22 protein-coding genes and 1 pseudogene are annotated in these 18916 nt (G+C 38.1%); 10 read left to right on the forward strand and 13 right to left on the reverse strand.

Annotated elements, in window-relative coordinates; genetic code table 11:
- Positions 1-53 precede the first annotated feature (53 nt).
- The gene (locus AB2N10_RS11995; RefSeq protein ID WP_354622619.1) at positions 54-371 is read right to left on the reverse strand and encodes a helix-hairpin-helix domain-containing protein; all 318 of its coding nucleotides are present in this window, start codon (positions 369-371) and stop codon (positions 54-56) included.
- 160 nt (positions 372-531) lie between these two features.
- Here AB2N10_RS11995 and rfaH point away from each other — a divergent pair, with 160 nt between their 5' ends.
- From rfaH to AB2N10_RS12010, 3 genes are read left to right on the forward strand one after another with little or no spacing between them, the layout of a single operon-like run.
- Positions 532-1044, forward strand: a complete 513-nt coding sequence (gene rfaH, locus AB2N10_RS12000) for a transcription/translation regulatory transformer protein RfaH (protein WP_369433895.1) — start codon at positions 532-534, stop codon at positions 1042-1044.
- A 3-nt stretch (positions 1045-1047) separates the two neighbouring features.
- Positions 1048-1716: a rhomboid family intramembrane serine protease gene (locus tag AB2N10_RS12005; RefSeq protein ID WP_369433896.1), complete on the forward strand. Its 669-nt coding sequence runs from the start codon at positions 1048-1050 to the stop codon at positions 1714-1716.
- Entirely contained in the window at positions 1598-1891 is a 294-nt protein-coding gene (locus AB2N10_RS12010; RefSeq protein WP_354622622.1) for a rhomboid family intramembrane serine protease, read from the forward strand. The genes AB2N10_RS12005 and AB2N10_RS12010 overlap by 119 nt, the downstream gene beginning before the upstream one ends.
- A gap of 13 nt (positions 1892-1904) precedes the next feature.
- Here the strand turns inward: AB2N10_RS12010 and AB2N10_RS12015 are convergent, their stop codons facing one another.
- Positions 1905-2315, reverse strand: coding sequence for a flagellar basal body-associated FliL family protein (locus tag AB2N10_RS12015; RefSeq protein ID WP_369433897.1), 411 nt, complete (start codon positions 2313-2315; stop codon positions 1905-1907).
- Positions 2316-2421: 106 nt separating this feature from the next.
- Between AB2N10_RS12015 and AB2N10_RS12020 the strand changes: the two genes are divergently transcribed.
- On the forward strand, positions 2422-2982 hold the full coding sequence (locus AB2N10_RS12020; RefSeq protein ID WP_354622623.1) for a chorismate lyase: 561 nt from the start codon (positions 2422-2424) through the stop codon (positions 2980-2982).
- Positions 2979-3842, forward strand: coding sequence for a 4-hydroxybenzoate octaprenyltransferase (ubiA, locus tag AB2N10_RS12025; protein WP_354622624.1), 864 nt, complete (start codon positions 2979-2981; stop codon positions 3840-3842). The genes AB2N10_RS12020 and ubiA overlap by 4 nt, the downstream gene beginning before the upstream one ends.
- On the opposite strand, the gene AB2N10_RS12030 is transcribed toward ubiA, so the two are convergent.
- From AB2N10_RS12030 to hldE, 3 genes and pseudogenes are all read right to left on the reverse strand, one after another.
- Complete coding sequence (locus tag AB2N10_RS12030; RefSeq protein ID WP_354622625.1) at positions 3839-5290, reverse strand: dihydrolipoyl dehydrogenase; 1452 nt, start codon at positions 5288-5290, stop codon at positions 3839-3841. The two genes, ubiA and AB2N10_RS12030, sit on opposite strands and share 4 nt — an antisense overlap.
- A gap of 123 nt (positions 5291-5413) precedes the next feature.
- Positions 5414-6145, reverse strand: coding sequence for a glutathione peroxidase (locus AB2N10_RS12035; RefSeq protein ID WP_354622626.1), 732 nt, complete (start codon positions 6143-6145; stop codon positions 5414-5416).
- Between the two features lie 150 nt (positions 6146-6295).
- Positions 6296-7729, reverse strand: a pseudogene (gene hldE / locus AB2N10_RS12040) (bifunctional D-glycero-beta-D-manno-heptose-7-phosphate kinase/D-glycero-beta-D-manno-heptose 1-phosphate adenylyltransferase HldE).
- 185 nt (positions 7730-7914) lie between these two features.
- Between hldE and AB2N10_RS12045 the strand changes: the two are divergent.
- Both AB2N10_RS12045 and AB2N10_RS12050 read left to right on the forward strand, forming a co-directional pair.
- Positions 7915-8187 (forward strand): hypothetical protein, encoded by a 273-nt coding sequence (locus AB2N10_RS12045; RefSeq protein WP_369433898.1) that lies wholly within the window; start codon positions 7915-7917, stop codon positions 8185-8187.
- Positions 8188-8521: 334 nt separating this feature from the next.
- Positions 8522-9856, forward strand: coding sequence for an ATP-binding protein (locus tag AB2N10_RS12050; protein WP_354623459.1), 1335 nt, complete (start codon positions 8522-8524; stop codon positions 9854-9856).
- 162 nt (positions 9857-10018) lie between these two features.
- Here AB2N10_RS12050 and AB2N10_RS12055 read toward each other — a convergent pair whose 3' ends face one another.
- From AB2N10_RS12055 to ffh, 6 genes are all read right to left on the reverse strand, one after another.
- Positions 10019-10237 carry a YbaN family protein gene (locus tag AB2N10_RS12055; RefSeq protein ID WP_369433899.1) on the reverse strand — a complete coding sequence of 73 codons (219 nt, stop codon included), beginning with the start codon at positions 10235-10237 and terminating at the stop codon, positions 10019-10021.
- A gap of 276 nt (positions 10238-10513) precedes the next feature.
- The gene (gene rplS / locus AB2N10_RS12060) at positions 10514-10867 is read right to left on the reverse strand and encodes a 50S ribosomal protein L19 (protein WP_354622630.1); all 354 of its coding nucleotides are present in this window, start codon (positions 10865-10867) and stop codon (positions 10514-10516) included.
- Positions 10868-10908: 41 nt separating this feature from the next.
- On the reverse strand, positions 10909-11655 hold the full coding sequence (gene trmD, locus AB2N10_RS12065) for a tRNA (guanosine(37)-N1)-methyltransferase TrmD (protein ID WP_354622631.1): 747 nt from the start codon (positions 11653-11655) through the stop codon (positions 10909-10911).
- A 19-nt stretch (positions 11656-11674) separates the two neighbouring features.
- The gene (gene rimM / locus AB2N10_RS12070) at positions 11675-12202 is read right to left on the reverse strand and encodes a ribosome maturation factor RimM (protein WP_354622632.1); all 528 of its coding nucleotides are present in this window, start codon (positions 12200-12202) and stop codon (positions 11675-11677) included.
- Positions 12203-12226: 24 nt separating this feature from the next.
- Positions 12227-12475 (reverse strand): 30S ribosomal protein S16, encoded by a 249-nt coding sequence (rpsP, locus tag AB2N10_RS12075; protein WP_354623460.1) that lies wholly within the window; start codon positions 12473-12475, stop codon positions 12227-12229.
- Positions 12476-12709: 234 nt separating this feature from the next.
- On the reverse strand, positions 12710-14128 hold the full coding sequence (ffh, locus tag AB2N10_RS12080) for a signal recognition particle protein (protein ID WP_354622633.1): 1419 nt from the start codon (positions 14126-14128) through the stop codon (positions 12710-12712).
- A 163-nt stretch (positions 14129-14291) separates the two neighbouring features.
- Here ffh and AB2N10_RS12085 point away from each other — a divergent pair, with 163 nt between their 5' ends.
- Positions 14292-15083, forward strand: a complete 792-nt coding sequence (locus AB2N10_RS12085; protein WP_354622634.1) for a cytochrome c biogenesis protein CcsA — start codon at positions 14292-14294, stop codon at positions 15081-15083.
- A 509-nt stretch (positions 15084-15592) separates the two neighbouring features.
- Positions 15593-16612, forward strand: coding sequence for a porin (locus AB2N10_RS12090; RefSeq protein ID WP_354622635.1), 1020 nt, complete (start codon positions 15593-15595; stop codon positions 16610-16612).
- Between the two features lie 78 nt (positions 16613-16690).
- Here AB2N10_RS12090 and AB2N10_RS12095 read toward each other — a convergent pair whose 3' ends face one another.
- Both AB2N10_RS12095 and AB2N10_RS12100 read right to left on the reverse strand, forming a co-directional pair.
- Positions 16691-17251 carry a hypothetical protein gene (locus tag AB2N10_RS12095; RefSeq protein WP_354622636.1) on the reverse strand — a complete coding sequence of 187 codons (561 nt, stop codon included), beginning with the start codon at positions 17249-17251 and terminating at the stop codon, positions 16691-16693.
- Positions 17252-17268: 17 nt separating this feature from the next.
- Positions 17269-17631 (reverse strand): hypothetical protein, encoded by a 363-nt coding sequence (locus AB2N10_RS12100; RefSeq protein WP_354622637.1) that lies wholly within the window; start codon positions 17629-17631, stop codon positions 17269-17271.
- 225 nt (positions 17632-17856) lie between these two features.
- Here AB2N10_RS12100 and AB2N10_RS12105 point away from each other — a divergent pair, with 225 nt between their 5' ends.
- Complete coding sequence (locus AB2N10_RS12105) at positions 17857-18903, forward strand: polysaccharide deacetylase family protein (protein ID WP_354622638.1); 1047 nt, start codon at positions 17857-17859, stop codon at positions 18901-18903.
- Positions 18904-18916 lie beyond the last annotated feature (13 nt).

Genomic DNA, 18916 nt, shown 5'->3' on the forward strand with positions numbered 1-18916 from the left:
TATCTTTATCACCCTTCCCTATATCAATGAAGGATGATAAAGATGAAGCTTAATTATAGTGTAAGAAAGGGTTCTATTTTGGCCAGTGTTCCCGTCCCGATGCCTTTAACATTAGTTAATTCATCAAGGCTTTTAAAATGGCCATTTAGTTCTCGATAATCAACAATTGCCTGCGCTTTTTTATTGCCCAACCCCTTTAAACTTGCCAACTGTTCATTACTCGCTGTATTGATATTAATTTTTGTTGTAGCCTGCGCTGAGCTAAGCTCCCCTTTGTTTATGCTGTTATCTGCAGCATAGACTGAAATGCCACCTGAAAAGATAAATAGCAATAAAAAAACTAATAGCCGATTAATTGGATAAGTTAACATACACACTCCTTTTCTTGATTAAATAAAGTCAAAATTTAGACTAAAAAATGATTTTATCAATAAATATAAATTTACTTTTTATCAAACTATGTAGATAACAATAAAAAATGTAGACTAGATCACTTAGTAATAGTATGGATAATGACGAACAAGAGGAAATATGATGGCCAAGAAATGGTTTGTTATCTATTGCAAAAGTCGTGAAGAGCAACGAGCAGTAGAAAATTTACAACAACAGGGCATTGACTCTTTTTTTCCAAAAATAAGCAAAGAGAAAATACTTCGTGGCAAAAAAAGCATTATTCAAGAAGCGCTCTTTCCCTCCTACTTATTCGTATTTATTGATCCCAAAGATGCCGCGTTTAGCTCTATTCGATCCACACGAGGCGTGCTCGATTTTATCCGCTTCGGTGCGAAAATAGCACAAGTCAATATCGACTTAATCGAAAAATTAAAAAACATATGCGCATCAAACAACGCATTACAGAGCTTACCAGAGCAATTTTTATCCTATGGCGATAGTGTTGAGATATTACATGGCCCTTTTCAAGGACTATCAGCCATCTTTTCACAAACGGATGGTTTAGAACGTTCAGTATTACTTCTTAATGTACTCAATCAAGAGAATAAGATATCGTTTCGTAATAGCGACATTAATAAATTGGAACATTAATCAATGCAAATATTACATGAATTTCAAAATTTACGTGCTGCACAGGCATTTTCAGACTATTTACATTCACTCGGTATTGCCAATCATATTGAGGATAATGAATTTATTTATCCTTTACTAATAGAAGAACAAACGCAATATGATGCAGCTAAAATGGAACTACAGACCTTTTTGCACAACCCCAATAAAGAGAAATATCTCGCTGCGAGTTGGCAAACAGGCTCAACCAATCAGATTTCGCCTTCGTTGTCTGCTGAAAATAGTCATTTACTGGCCAACTTTATTGCCCATGGTGGTTTACTAACGAATTTAATTATTGCCATCTGTATCGCCATTTATGCGCTAACTAGCTTAGGGCTCTTCGATCCCATTCAATCATCACTCGCTTTTTTTACCAATAATCACTTTAATTATTGGCAAAGTTGGCGATTTGTTACCCCTGCATTCCTCCATTTTAGCGCCTTGCATATTATTTTTAATCTTTTATGGTGGTGGCAGCTAGCTGGAATTATTGAAAAAATAGAAGGTAAACAACGTTTAACCTTGATTCTTTTTGCTTACCGCTATTATTTCAAATTTTGCACAGTACCACTTAGTTGGCCCCTATTTTGGTGGTTTAAGCGGCGTAGTATATGGGTTAGTCGGCTATTGTTGGTTATTTGGAAAGCTTAATAAACAGAGTAAAATTAATTTACCCAATGCTTATTTTGGATTTTTACTTGGGTGGTTAGTATTAGGTTTCATCGACATATTACCTGTAAATGTGGCCAACTATGCACATCTTGCCGGTTTATTTACAGGTATAATATTGGCAATTATTTGCTCATTACCGATTTTTAAACGATAAAAACTAGCCACATTTACTCATATAGGTATTTAGTGAACAATAAATCTGCAAGCGGGTTATTAACAGTTGGTGTTGATAACATCGCATTAATTTCATTCAGGCAACGTAGGCGGATATTTTCTCTTTCAGCGATTGATTTGACCATATCCTCACTTTGTTCACCCAATATTGTAATGATTTTATCGCGAATTAACGGTTCATGACGCGCTAATAACGCATAATTAGTACTAGATTTAGCCATTAACTCTACAGAAACTCGAATATAGCCGATTCTTTTACCCTGTTTATCGTAATTAGTAATAATATCGGGATCGATTAAGAGGTACTCATAATAATTTACCTCTTCCGTTGCAGCTTCCTCTGCAACAATATGCACGGGAAAAAACGAAAAACAGAATAGGCAAAAGAGCATTTTTTTAAACATGATTATTTCCTTACAACAAAGCTAAACGATTTCTATATTTGGGTGCTACAATAGCAAATTATTTTGCTTTTATCCTCTTTAACATATTTAATAAATAAAGGTTTTCATGCTTAATCAGTTGCTTCCTATCAGCTTCTCAAATACTTGGTATAGCGAAATAGACACTGGCGAATGCTCAGAAACGTTACGCTCATGGTTATTTGATCAGAGTTCATTGACAGAGAAACTCGAACAACAATGCAATAAATTCCACGTACGACTAAGACAACAAATAGCAATCAACCCCCAAAAAAATCCACTTTCAGGTTATTTCTTAAATGAAAAACAGCTATTAGTCCGCGAAGTATTGCTCTATTGCGATGATGTAGCAATGATTTGTGCGCAAACTGAAATACCTTTCTCAACATTAACAGCACAACAAGCGACATTAGCAAATCTCGGCGAACAATCACTAGGTCGAGTGCTATTTCAAGATGCTAGTATGCAACGAGGCACTATAGAGGTATGCCAATTTCCCGAAAAATCAGCGGTGCATCAATTTACAGCAACGATTAATCAAGCATGCGAATATGCACTATGGGCAAGACGATCATTTTTTTACCTTAATAATAAACCTCTGTTGGTCAGTGAGCTATTTTTACCTGCTTCGGGGGTATATCAAAAATGACCATTTTTACTCAGCAAAAAATTCATGCTTATGCACAATTAATGCGTATCGATAAACCAATCGGCACCCTATTATTACTTTGGCCTACCCTCTGGGCGCTATGGATAGCTGCACAGGGAATCCCTGACCTCTCGGTTTTAGCAGTTTTTGTAACGGGTGTATTCATTATGCGCAGCGCGGGTTGTGTGATCAATGATTTTGCCGATAGAAATGTAGATGGTTTTGTAGAACGCACTAAAAACAGACCTTTACCTTCAGGGAGAGCGACAGGGAAAGAAGCCATCTGGCTATTTGTTGGGCTAATAATCTGCGCATTTTTACTGGTTTTAACACAGAATAAGTTGACTATTACACTATCTCTTGCAGCCCTATTACTGGCGTTTTGCTATCCATTTATGAAACGTTTCACACATCTTCCACAGTTTGTATTAGGTCTCGCTTTTAGCTGGGCAATCCCCATGGCGTTTGCAGCACAGGCCAACCAACTTCCTTCGGTAGTATGGATTCTATTTTCCATCAATATTCTCTGGACCATTGCTTACGATACCTTATATGCCATGGTTGACCGTGATGATGATGTGAGAATAGGGATAAAATCAACGGCCATTTTATTCGCTGATTACGATAAATTAATCGTTGCCTTATTACAGCTAAGTTGCCTTATCTTATTACTCATTGTTGGTATTATTGAATCGTTAAGCAGCAGCTATTATGTGGCTTTGCTCATCGTTTTTGGCCTATTTGTGAAACAGCAAATGGATATAAAAGAGAGGGATAAAAAGGCCTGCTTTAAAGCCTTTTTAGATAACAACTATGTCGGATTAGTGATTTTTCTTGCTCTATTTATAAGCTACCTCTAACAGCCAGGCCCACACTCCATGCATTGATTTGCCATCGAGCTGCCTAATTTCAATTTGGCATTAAGGTCTCGCAAAGCTGTACGAACACCTTCTTCAATAACAGGATGGTAAAAAGGCATATCAAGCATCTGCGAAATAGTCATTCTATTTTGATGCGCCCAAGCTAAAAGATGTGCCAAATGTTCTGCCTGTGGGCCAATCATCTCAGCTCCCAGAAAACGTCCCGTACCATGTTCCCCATAAATATTTAATAACCCTTTATTTTTCAGCATGACGCGACTACGCCCCTGATCTTCAAAGGAGACACTGCCTGTCTCAAAACAATGGCAACCCGTATACTTTTCACTCACCTGCTTATACGTTAAACCAACCATTGCCAGCTGTGGGTCAGTAAATACCGCTGCTAATGGTGTACGACGCAGACCAGCACGCACATTAGGATAAACAGCTGCGTTACTACCTGCAATTTTACCTTGATCAGCCGCTTCGTGAAGTAATGGAATTTGGTTACTGGCATCTCCAGCGATAAATATAGAGGGCTGCGAAGTTTGCATGGTATAGGGATCGGCAATCGGTACGCCTCGCGAATCACTATCTATCTCTATATTTTCTAAGCCTAAATTATCAATATTTGGTCGGCGACCAGTAGCAGCAAGCACATAATCAACTCGGCTTATTTGCTCTACGCCAGTTTTATCAATGTAAGTAATTTCAACAACATCACCTATACGAACCATATTGGTGACATTCGCATCCGCATCTAAATAAAATTCATCGGAGAAAGTTTTCTGCGCATAGGCCATCACTTTAGGATCGGTAAAAGGACCAACTTGCCCACCCATGCCAAACATTAGCACCTTAACACCAAGGCGATGTAATGACTGACCTAGCTCCAAACCAATCACCCCTGGACCAAAAACAGCCACAGATTTAGGCAAATCAGTCCAATTAAAAAGGTCATCATTAATAATCAGCTTATCGCCTAATTCGTTCCAAACAGGTGGATAAGCAGGTCGAGATCCGGTCGCAATAACAATGCGATCTGCGATTAACAGCGTATGATCATCAATCTGTAACGTTTTTTCATTAATAAAGCGTGCTTTACCAATAATTTTATCTTGAGTCGGAATACCTTCTACAGCATCAACCACAAAACCGACAAAACGATCCCGTTCATCGCGCACACGCTGCATCACTTTCTGTCCATCAATGCGCACATCACCATCTACAAAGACACCAAAAGGCGCCGTATGCGCCGCACCATGCGCCGCCTCTGCCGCTGCAATTAGCAATTTGCTAGGCATGCAGCCGACACGGGCACAAGTAGTGCCAAATACGCCTCCTTCAATAAGCACAACCGAATCGTTTTTTTCTTTAGCGGCACGGTATGCTGCTAATCCAGCGGTCCCACCACCGATTACTGCTACATCTACTTTAATTTCATTCATAAATCCTCCTAACAGCTGATTTATTCCCTATTTATGCTGCACGTTACGAAATTTAGGGTCAAAAAAAGCGCATTTTCAAAATCCTGAAAATACGCTTAAATATTGGTCTTATTTAAGGAAGTATTAACCTTTAACGTAGGCGACTACTGCATCGCTATCACCAATATGTTTTCCATCAACAAATAGTTGTGGCACAGTGGTTGCCCCTGTCACAGCTTTAAGGCTAACACTCGTTGCATCTTTACCTAATACAATTTCTTCAAAAGCAATATTACTTTCAGCTAAAACGGCTTTCGCTTTCGCACAGAAAGGGCAACCAGGCTTAGTAAAGAGAGCAACTGCAGCAGGTGCTTTCGCATTAGGGTTAATATAATTAAGCATGGTATCTGCATCTGATACTTCAAATGGGTCGCCCGGCTTGTTTGGCTCAATAAACATTTTTTCAATCACGCCATCTTTAACTAACATGCTGTAACGCCAGCTGCGCTTACCAAAACCGATATCACTTTTATCAACTAACATTCCCATACCTTCAGTAAAGGTTCCGCAGCCATCTGGTACAACCGTGATATTTTCCGCTTCTTGATCGGCAAGCCATGCATTCATAACAAAAGTATCATTAACACTAATACAGACAATTTCATCAACGCCATTTTCTTTTAATACACCAGCTAATTCATTATAGCGAGGTAAATGAGTAGAAGAACAAGTGGGTGTAAATGCACCGGGCAGAGAAAACACTGCCACCGTTTTGCCAGCAAATAATTGATCCGTTGTGATCGTTGTCCACTCATCGCCTTTGCGAGCAGGGAATGAAACATTTGGTACTTTTTGTCCTTCGATATTATTTAACATTGCTATCTCCTAATTATCAGTAAAATTGAATAAATAAATTTAAAATTGATTAACTTAACGACTTACCCGTCCCTATGAAAACATTATGGTGAAAAACATGCGAAAGGTAAAATCGTTTATATTTAAAAAATTAATAGCTAAAACCTATTATTAGCGGTGATTGCGAATAGCTTTAATTATTTCTGTCGTTGAACAACCGTCTTTAAATTGTAAAACCCTTACTTCACCACCATTTGCGATGACTTCAGCGCCCCCTGCAATATCCTCAGGTTTATAATCCCCGCCTTTAACAAGCAAATCGGGTAATATTTGTGCAATTAAACGTTGTGGGGTCTCCTCACTAAACTCAACAACCCAATCAACTGCCCCAAGTCCGGCTAAAACAGCCATTCTTCTATCAACAGGATTAACGGGACGCCCCTCTCCCTTTAAACCACGTACAGACTGGTCACTATTAACAGCAACAATCAATCAATCTCCCTGCGTTTCTCTAGCTGTATTTAAATAGGAAACATGCCCCGCATGTAAAATATCAAAACAGCCATTAGTCATAACCACTTTTTCACCACGATGCTGTGCCAGTTTAACAGCTAGCTGTAACTGCTCTTGACTAAGCACACCAAAACCAATCTCTTGCTGACTATAAACGGCATTGGCAAGTTCAATAGTATTCACCGTAGACGTACCTATTTTACCCACTACAACCCCTGCGCCAGCATTGGCAAGTGTGCAGGCATGTTCGAATGAACTACCCGCGGCTAATGATGCTGCTAATACTGAAATAACCGTATCCCCAGCCCCAGTAACATCATAAACCTCTTGGGCCTGAGTTGGCAGATGAAATGCCTCGTGGCCACGGCGAATTAATGTCATGCCATGCTCACTACGTGTCACCAAAAGCGCTTGTAATTCATATTGTTCGATTAATGCTAAGCCTTTATCGACTAATTCTTGATCATTTTTGCAATGACCAACAACCGCCTCAAACTCAGCCAAATTAGGAGTTAATAATGTCGCACCACGGTATTTTTCAAAATTAGTACCTTTAGGATCAACCAATACAATCGCACCAGCATTTTTAGCCAATTGAATCATTTTTTGTACATCGGTGAGAGAACCTTTGTCATAGTCTGAAAAAATAACAACACGTAAGCCATTATCAAGACTCACTTGCATTTTATCTAATATCAAAGCGCTATCAATATCATGAAATCCTTCTTCAAAATCTAAACGCAATAATTGTTGATGGCGACTAAGTACGCGTAACTTAGTGATGGTAGGAAAGTCATTTAAGGTAACTAAATCCGTCTTTACATGAACTGATTTTAAGCCACTTGTTAATGCATTAGCAGCTTCATCGTTTCCGACTAAACCAATTAAAGTCGCCTTTCCACCTAAAGCTGCAATATTAAGAGCAACATTCGCAGCACCTCCAGGACGTTCTTCAATCGATTCTACTTTAACTACAGGCACTGGCGCCTCTGGAGAAATTCTCCCAGTCGGCCCCTGCCAATACCTATCAAGCATAACATCGCCAACAACTAAAACCTGCGCACTCTCATATTCTGGTAATGTTATTTTCATAGGATCTCTCTTCTAGTTTTAAGATAATTTAGATAAACATTAAGATTACCATATTCATCGTAAAATCACATTTTCCATGAATACAGATAACGACTTTTGACTTAGATCATAGGATAAAAAAGAGCTTCTTACAGATGCCACTCAGAAACCTATACTTAAACGTTCATCTATCAGGACTATCTGCTATGTTAACTATATTATGTATCGACAATGATCAACAATGTCTCACTCAATTGCGACATGACTTACAACTATTATTTACAGAAGCATTCGCTATCAGTACAGCAACTGATTTACAACAGGCCGATCTTTTTCTGTCACAACAATATACACAGGTAGCACTAATTTTATGCTCACAAAAATTAATATCAGCTAACCCCCTCTCCATTTGGCAAAATGAAAAATATCAGGCCATCCGTAAAATCATTTATGCAAGAGAAGCAACCGCAAACAATTAGTCGATAGCATCAATATTGCCCAATGCAACTACTTTTTAGCACTCCCTTACCACACAAAGGTACTACAAAAAATTATTAATGCGCAAATAATTGATTACAACAAAAGTATCATAAATAAATGCAGTAACAGATTACAATCAAGCGATAATAGCGGGAAAGATGAAGTTATATTAAAACAAACAGAGAGCAAATTAAGCCACCAATTCCAAGAAAAATTTCTCGATTACTCTTTATATAGTGACTCCGAACTATCCCATTTAGTCATTGAATTTTTGTATAAAATTCTAGAAAAAAAGATGAGAATATAGTTTGGCGAAAATACAGTGCGAATCACATATTAACTCGCGAAGGTGAAAAAAATAACTTTCTTTGGTTTATCACAAAAGGGGAAGTCTTACTTAAAAAACGTAATGCACACGGAGAAAGTCAAGACATCACGGTAATGCAAGCAGGCATGATGGTCGGCGGTATGTCTTTTTTAACGGGTGAAGCTGCATTTAGTACAGGTATTACCCTTGTCGATAGCGAAGTAATTAAAGTTGATAAAGCGGTTTTTTCACAAATAATGCAATCGAACTCAGCATTACTTGCTCCCTTTACTAATTTATTATTGCGTAATTTCAATCGTCGTTTACAGCATAGTATTTCGACAGAATTAGCATTACAAGAGACATTAAAATCTTTAGAAGCGGCACAGAATCAACTCGTCGAAAGCGAAAAAATGGCTGTTCTTGGACAATTAGTGGCGGGAGTTGCACATGAATTAAATAATCCGGTTGCTGCTATATTACGTGGTTCAGACAGACTCACTACGCTTATATTATCCTTATTGCATTGCAATCAGGAAGGCGAATTTTCTAATTTAGCACGTCACACACTACGCCAAGGTTTAACACTCACACCACTTTCTACATCAGAAATTCGTCAACGAACAAAAATATTAATGAATAAGATGAATGACAAAAAACTGGCTAAGCAGCTTGTTAATATGAATTTAGACGAATCAAAAATTCCACTTATAGCGGGGCGTAATTTACATGAAAGTATCGCTGTGCTGGACCAATTTCACCAGGTTGGTACTATTTTACGCAATAGCAACGCTTGTGCTGTGCGTATTTCAGATTTAGTGAAAAGTTTAAAACATTATGCAGGACAAGATAACGATAAAACCGTAACGGCCGATATTCATGAGGGATTAGAAGAAACGCTTATCATCTTTGAAAACAAACTAAAACACTATGAAGTAATAAAAGAGTATCAAAATATCCCCAAAATAGATTGTCACCCGATTGAGATCGAACAAGTCTGGACTAATATTATCGCTAATGCGATTGATGCTAAACAAAGTACACCCGGCAAGGGAATATTAAAGATATCAACAAAAGACCAACCCTTTGGTGAAACACCTACCATTCAAGTAATCATTGAAGATAACGGCCCAGGAATACCAGAAAAGATACGCAGTAAAATATTTGATCTTAATTACACAACCAAGCGAGAAGGTAATTTCGGACTAGGTATTGGGTTAACCATTAGCTCAGAAATTATATACCGTCACCATGGATTTATTGACATCGAATCAAAGGAGAACCAATTCACACGTTTTATTGTCACTTTACCCGTATTTAACCCTTGTATAGAGAGTAGCCACATGCATTTTGTAAGATAAAAAGACAACGCTATTTTTCAGGAATGCGAGCAATAAAAAGCAGCAACAGGGTAAGAATCAGCAGTAGCAAAAGTTGCAATAACAGATGCCCTTTTAGGAGTAATATGGAGATTAAAAAAGTAACCAATATCGTTAAGTAAATTTTTTTCTTGCGTGATGTAGTTATTTTTTTATCGGCCTCCCAATCCTGCAAGCCTCACCAATATAAGGTGTTGTTAATAGCTTTTTATGCAGATAGGGAGAGCTACGTGAAAAACAGGCGAGAGCAAGAATAAGAAAAGGGGTCGTCGGTAACACGGGCAAAAAAACACCTAACACACCGAGAACGATGGACAAACAGGCAATAAAAATTAATAAATAACGGTAAATAATATTAGTCATCAGCGCGTCTTTTAATACCAATTCCGGTAAGTATGTGATCTAAATTTTGCGCAGGAAAAGCAGCTTAATTCAAGGCGTAATTTGACGTAAATGGTTATTCCCTTTGCGAAAATTACAACGCAGCAGTAAGTTGTTTTAACCAGTAAAATAGATCAGCTATTTATCGGAATTGGTATAATAATTATTGGAATTTAAACAAAAAAAGCTCGCCATTGGCGAGCCTCTTTAAAGTCTGTTGAGATAAAACCAAACAGACTAAGGTAGCAATTTGAAAAATTACTTCTTACCAAGCTTCTCTTTAATACGAGCCGCTTTACCAGTAAGTTCACGTAGGTAGTATAGTTTAGCTTGACGAACCACACCGCGACGTTTAACTTCAACGCTTCCTACAATTGGGCTGTGAGTTTGGAATACACGCTCAACACCTTCACCGTTCGAAATTTTACGAACTGTGAATGCAGAGTGTAAACCACGGTTACGTTTCGCGATTACAACACCTTCAAATGCTTGAAGACGCTCTTTACCACCTTCTTTTACTCGTACACGTACAACAACAGTATCACCCTGTGAAAATTTAGGGATATCTGTACGCATTTGTTCTTTTTCAATTGCTTGTATAATATTGCTCATTTTAATACCTTTAATACCTAGTTAGCTAATAACATCGCTAGTTAGTCGGAGCTACTTTCCAGTGCAGCAAGCAATTTTGCTTGCTCGTCAGTCAGAGCTAGGTTAGTTAATAAATCAGGCCTTCTCTGTTTCGTGCGTAACAGTGACTGTTGCAATCGCCACAGGCGAATCTTCTCATGATCACCGCTTAATAAGACACTCGGAACTTGCTTTCCATCTAACACCTCTGGACGCGTATAGTGCGGGCAATCTAGCAAGCCATCCGCAAAGGAGTCTTGCTCGGCTGATTGCACATGACCTAAAACACCCGGTACAAATCGTACCACAGCATCAATTAAGATCATGGCAGGCAACTCACCACCACTTAACACATAATCACCAACAGACCACTCTTCGTCTATCAAGTTTTCGATTACACGCTCATCAATCCCTTCATAACGCCCTGCCACTAATATCAACGCATCGCTGCTCGATAAGGACTGTGCACCACAATGGTCTAAACGTTGTCCTTGAGGAGAAAGGTAGATAACCTTTGCCTCATGTCCTGCCTCTCTTGCGGCCTGCTTTGCTGCTAAAATGGCATCCTGTAAAGGCTGCACCATCATCAACATACCAGGGCCACCACCATAGGGACGATCATCGACCGTTCTATGTTTATCTAATGTAAAATCACGCGGATTCCAACACTCAATAGAGAGCAGTTTATTCTTTACCGCTCGACCTGTTACCCCATTTTCGCTGATGGCCCGAAACATTTCCGGGAAGAGGCTTACAACCCCAATCCACATCGCTTATCTCCTAGGGTAATCAGAAATCAGGTTCCCAATTAACTTCAATTAGTTTATTTTTAATATCTATATTAGAAATAACTTGCTGTTCAATAAACGGAATTAACCGTTCTTTTTGTCCAAAAGCATCGTTCGAGTTGGCTTTTACAACAAGCACATCATTCGAGCCTGTCTCCATCATATCGGTGACAACACCTAAATGATAACCTTTGTCAGTGTGAACCTGACACCCGATTAAATCGCGCCAGTAGAAATCATCTTCCAATTCAGGAAGTTCTTTTGAGTCAACAAACAGTTCCAAACCCACTAAGGCTTGGGCATCTTCTCTGACATCAAATTCTGCTACTTTTGCAACAAAACCATTATTGTGGCGTTTCCAATCCGTTATAATAACATCTTGAAATTGCCCCTTTGATTTCATTAGCAGCGGCTTATATTCAAAAATACTTTCAGCATCATCGGTGTAGGAGTGGACTTTTAACCAGCCTTTGATGCCATATACCGCACCAAATTTACCTATTACAATTGGCTCTGCTACTTTGCTCACCTAAGTCTCCTCACCAGACTGCAATTATGCAGCTACAGCGTTATCTTTTACTAATTTAGCTACACGATCACTTAGCTGTGCGCCAAGACCAACCCAATGGTTGATACGATCTGTATCTAAACGTATTTTTTCTGCTTGACCTTGTGCGGTAGGGTTAAAGAAACCTACTTTCTCAAGGAAACGACCGTCACGCGGGCTACGGCTATCAGTTACTACCACTTGGTAGAATGGGCGTTTTTTTGCGCCACCACGAGCTAAACGAATAGTTACCATATCGTCCTCTATTTTATTGTTAAACGTCATTAGTCAGAACATTCTGACCACCAGCTTTTGTAGAAAGCCGCAAAATTATACTCTTCTTAAGCAAAAGAACAATCAAAATCACACTTTGATCTGTTTTTTGATGACTTGAACAGCTCGATTTCGTTAATTAATAACGAAAAATAAAAAGCCTCTTGGTTGAATGAACAACGAAAGAGGCTTAATAAACAGATCAATAAGAGATCGCTATTTCTTTTTAAAAGCACCTAATCCGGGAGGCATTCCCATCCCCCCCATACCACCCATACCACCCATACCAGGAGGTAACATGCCTTGCATGCCACTCATCATTTTACGCATTCCGCCCTTCGCAGACATTTTCTTCATCATTTTTTGCATCTGCGTAAATTGTTTAAGCAATTTATTTACATCTTGAATTTGCGTCCCCGAGCCAGCTGCAATGCGGCGCTTACGCCCACCTTTAATTATTTCGGGTTTAGCACGCTCTTTTTTAGTCATAGAATTAATAATGACTTCCATTTGGTTGGTGCTTTTATCATTGACTTGGTTTTTAACTGCATCAGGTATTTGCCCCATACCTGGCAATTTATCCATCATGCTGGTCATACCGCCCATATTTTTCATCTGCACTAACTGTTCACGGAAATCATCAAGGTCAAAACCTTTGCCTTTTTTAATTTTATTCGCTAACTTTTCGGCTTTCTGCTTATCTACTTTCGTTTCAATTTCTTCGATTAACGAAAGCACATCACCCATTCCTAAAATACGCGATGCAATACGATCTGGGTAAAATGATTCTAAGGCATCTATTTTTTCACCCATACCGATAAATTTAATCGGTTTTCCAGTGATATGACGAATAGATAGCGCGGCACCACCTCGAGCATCACCATCGGCTTTAGTCAAAATAACGCCCGTTAATGGCAGCGCTTCATTGAACGATTTTGCCGTATTAGCCGCATCTTGGCCGGTCATAGCATCAACAACAAATAACGTTTCAATTGGATTGATGGCCTGATGAAGTGCTTTAATCTCATCCATCATCGCACTATCAACATGCAAACGACCAGCCGTATCGACGATCACCACATCAATGAATTTTTTCTTCGCATGTGCAATCGCAGCATTGGCAATATCAATTGGATCTTGCGTAATATCACTAGGGAAAAACTCAACATCAACCTCGCCAGCTAATGTTTCTAACTGCTTAATTGCCGCAGGGCGGTATATATCAGCACTAACAACCAGCACACTTTTTTTATCTCGCGTTTTTAATAAACGCGCCAATTTAGCAACAGAGGTCGTTTTACCAGCCCCCTGCAATCCTGCCATTAATAAAATTGCTGGCGGCTGTATTGCTAAATTTAATGATTCGTTAACCTCACCCATCGCCAATTCAAGTTCATTTTGGACGACTTTAATGAAAGCTTGACCGGGGCTTAAACTTTTAGCAACTTCTTGACCTACTGCCCTTTCTTTTAATGCCTTAATAAAATCACGAACAACAGGTAAAGCAACATCTGCTTCTAATAAAGCCATACGTACTTCACGTAAGGTCTCTTTAATATTATCTTCTGTTAAACGTCCTTTACCGCTGATATTCTTCAGGGTTTTCGACAGTCGATCGGTTAAATTCTCAAACATGGTCTGCTCTCGTTGCTAAAAATAAAATTAGATTATACGCAATTCTGCTTTTTCAAAATAGTATTAATAACAATTTGCTCAATAAAGCACACAAATACACTGTTTTAAGGGCAAAGCTATGCGTATAATTACTATTTATAAGTCATTATTTTAGTAGGCTGATATGGATTATATTGCATTAATTAGCATTGTTTTTTACATTGCAGCAGGCGGCATTAGCACATCAAAATTATTCTCAACACAAAGCGCCCTGCCAACATCGTTTTTTATCTCTATTGGTATCGCATTAGCTGCCCATGCAAATTGGCTATATGAACATATATTTTTATTGCACGGTCAGAATCTACCGATGCTTAATGTGCTTTCATTAATAACTTTTATCATTTCGCTACTTTCAACGTCTGCGGCGAAACGTTTAAATACAGGCATGCTATTACCTGTTGTGTATGGATTTACTGTACTTAACTTTATCGCGGTCAGCTATATACCAAGCCACTATATTACTCACCTCGAAACACATCCGCAGATTGGTGCACATATTATTTTTGCGCTACTAGCCTACTCAATGCTAACCATTGCTAGTTTATTTGCCCTACAACTCGCTTATTTAGACTGGCGTCTCAAACATCATAAGGCACCATTAACGACCACCCCAATGCCTCCATTAATGACCTTAGAAAAGAGCTTATTCCAATTTATTCTTTTTGGCTTTATTTTACTCACCTGCACATTACTCACAGGCTTTATATTTTTAGATGATATGTTCGCACAAGGGAAAGCCCATAAAGCGATATTATCAATGATTGCATGGGTAATTTATGCAACGTTACTTTGGGGACACTTTCGCAACGGATGGCGTGGTCGATTAACGGTCTATATCACCATTATTGGCTCATCGTTATTAACGCTCGCCTATTTTGGTAGCCGTTTTGTACGTGAAATTATTCTTAATTAGCAATAACCTATCACCAGAAAAGTATCTATTTATCATATTAGGGGTACCCCATGATGCCCCTATTTATCACGTCATAAAAATGTAACAATCTTGTCGTATAGTCAAAAACCTCAAAACATCACATTGAAGTAAATCACAAAAATAGAAATTAATTATCGGACATTTTTCAATTTGTTACTCTTTTTTCAACGAAAAAGATAACAAAACAATGATTTTAATTACGTTGAAAAATCGAATTCGAGGCATGATTTCTATAAAAAAATAACGCAACAACAGGCATGACCTGTGGTGTTATTGGCAATAAAAATACATAAAAAGAGTCAATAAAAGTCAACATAGTGAGCACACCCCTTTAAAATCAAGTGATTCATAGATTTTAAAAAAGTTCAAATTTTTATTGCAAAAATGTGATTGCTTAGATAATGTATGTTTAGTGATCGGGCATAGCACGATTACACAGGGACTAATGGAATGATTTACTCAACTAATTTTTTATAAGGTAATGGAAAATGAAAAAGACTATTCTAGCTGCTTCAGTAGCGGCACTATGCTCAATCTCTGCACAAGCTGCAAATGTATATAACGCTGATGGCGTTTCTGCTGACGTATACGGTCGTATGCAATTTGATATCAAAAATGATGATGGCGATACAGACGGTGTTGGTTCAGCACGTATGGGTTACAACGCTAGTTCAGTAATCACTTCTGACCTTAAAGCTGTAGCTAAAGGCGAATGGCAAATTGATGCTGAATCTGAAGGCGATTCTAATGAATCTAAATTTACAGCTCGTCACCTATACGTAGGCGTGGCATCTGCTGAATATGGCCAAGTGGTATTTGGTCAAAGTGATACAGCATTCTACCAAGCGGTAGCTGCCACTGATATCTTCAACACTTACGGTTATGAAGCATTTACTGCGATTGAAGATGGTCGTCAACCAGGCCAAATTATCTATAACGGTTCTTTTGATGGATTTTATGTAGGTGCATCTTACCAATTCCAAGATGACAACTATACCTTCCAAATTGGTAACCCAGATAATCCAGAAGATGTTAATGATGCAGGTCAATTAGACGGCTCTTATGCATTAACATTAGGTTATGAGTTTGATTTCGGTTTAGCTGTTTACGGTGGTTACCATCTTGAAGAGTTCCAAAACGATGACAAACATAACTATGCGCTATCTGCAGCATACACAATTAATGAGCTATACTTAGGTGCCGTATTTGCTATGGCTGACTACGATAGCAATAAATTGTACGGTTATGACTTCGTAGCTTCTTACGATTTAAGTGAATTAACAACTGGTCTGTCTGTATACACGGGTTATGCAACTCAAGATGCACAAGATGGATGGGAAACTTTAGCAGGAACAGATTCACCTACAGAAGCACTTAAACTAGGTCTACAATACAAATTGAACAGCAATGCTAAAACTTGGATTGAATTCAGAAATGATTCAAGCGATGTAGCTAAAGATGCAAATGAAGAGCAACAAGTTACTGCAGCTATTCAATACAACTTCTAAGATTATTTAATAATACCTTGTTATTAAATAACTGATTGAAAGCTCGCTACGGCGAGCTTTTTTGTGGCTGAACTACAATCAGTTCGATAGTAACTCTACTTTAGATATATACAAAACAAGTGGCTGCTGCAAGTGATACATATAAAAATCAACTCCAGACATCTCTGATAAATCCATCTCTCTTTCTGTTGGTGCATTTTTTATATCGTTTAACGCGATAATAAATTCACCCCACCCCGGTTTAATCATCAACCACTGTCCAAATCTATCATTATGATTAGATTTTGCTTGGTTATAAGCCCGATCCGTCATAATTAACCTCACCTGCAGAACATGATCGTTAGGGTTAAAAAATGAAAACTTAATGGATTTGTAGCCTTGCCAATCTCCAGCAAAAAATCGCAAAACGACACGGCTAGCATCTTTAGAGGAAAAAATAGCTTTCATTAAATCAACATTTTCATGCATGACAACTGGCAATTTACCACTATTAACAATAGAAAGAGGTAGATCAGACTTCCAACGGGTTAACTCGATCCCACTAGCAAACTTAGCAAGGATGGGAAAATCGACTCTTATTGCATATTCGTCTTTAGCAGCCTGTATTGCGGGAAACAAGAGGTATAAAAATGTTAACATGTAAATTACACGAAATATCAACATTCCGTGATGAGGCTTGCTAAAATCACCAAAAAAAGATAAATAGCCAATGCACCAAATAAATTATAATAAATATCCGTAAGTTGCCGACTACGAGAAAAAAGCGGCTGAATCAATTCAATAGCACAGCCAACAATAAGTGTAGCCAACAATAAAATGAGTAATTGTCGTTGACTGTTACTACTCTTTATCTTTGTATTAAATGAAATTAATAACCAAGCCAACAACGAAAAACAGACAACATGCCCAATAGGCCAAAGAGCCCAAATAAGTCGTGGTGCTATTAAATCAGGTATATGGCCAAAAAGTAAAATAATCAAAACACAGGCAAGCAATATTATTATTATTTTTTTAAACATATCTGAACTCATTACTGATGTGTCTTGTAAAAAGATAAACTATCTATCTCTAATACCTTATATTTAAGCTTGGCACAGAAAATAAAAAGCACCGAATTCATTGACCTTAATCGTATAACATCACTAATAAAGGCTTTAATTGTTGTTAAATTGTTATCAAAAAGATATTATCAAACCTAGTAATTTTTAAGCAATACAACGGGTTAATGGAGCTTATTTTAATAAATGGACTTAATAAAAACGCTATTGCTACAGCTTATTTTTAAGCTCGGGATATTCTCACTTTTCCATTACCTTAATCGGCATAATATTACGATTTTATATCTACATAGCATTTTCCCAAGCGACCACTCTCCCTTACCATCGTGGCAACCATTACGTACACCACATAACAGCAAAGACCTCGATTTCACACTTAAAACGTTAAACCAACATTATCAATTTATCTCGCTAACAACTGCGCTCAATATTTTGCAGAAAAAAATTCCGCCTATTAATAATGGCTTAGTTATCACCTTAGATGATGGCTATTATAATAATATAGATGCAGCTGCTACTATATTTGCTAATTATGCTATTTATCCAACCATTTTTGTTGCGACTAAACATACCGAAAATAATATTCCATTTTGGTTTGATAGGCTGGATTATGCATTGCAGCAAATTGAAGAGAGCACATTTACTAGCGAGCTTTTACACCACCCCTTCACATTCGATTGTTCATCTCGGCAAGCGCTGAAACAGAGCTATGCTCTCTTCCGTAACAGAATAAAACTCGAATTCAAGTGTGATACTACCATGCGAGATTACCTTGAAAAATTATCAATCCAAATAGAACAATATACGGGTAAGGCTCTCAGCCAAATTATAGAGCAAGACAACCATGCCAAATTGGCCTCATGGCAACAACTAAAACAAGCTCAGCAACAATTTGATTTTGAAGTTGGCAGTCATACTGTAAATCATGCAAGATTAGCCTTAGTTGCTAATAATATTGCAGAAACCGAACTATCAGAATCAAAGCGTCACATAGAAGGGCGACTCAAAACTCCTTGTGATACCTTTTGTTATCCAGACAATAGTTATAATGAATCCACAGAGAAACTAGTCAATAAATACTACCAATGTGCATTAACTACCGATGCGCAGTTAAACAAAATCGGTCAGAATATGATGCGATTAAAACGTTTCAATTTTCCTACTGACAAGAATCCACTTAAAATTTTATTTAAGATCTCCGCATTACGTCAGTTTTTACAAAACAACCGTTAGGATAGTTAGGGCT

Origin of the sequence: Psychromonas sp. MME1 (genome assembly GCF_041080865.1) — a bacterium.
Lineage (GTDB): Bacteria > Pseudomonadota > Gammaproteobacteria > Enterobacterales > Psychromonadaceae > Psychromonas.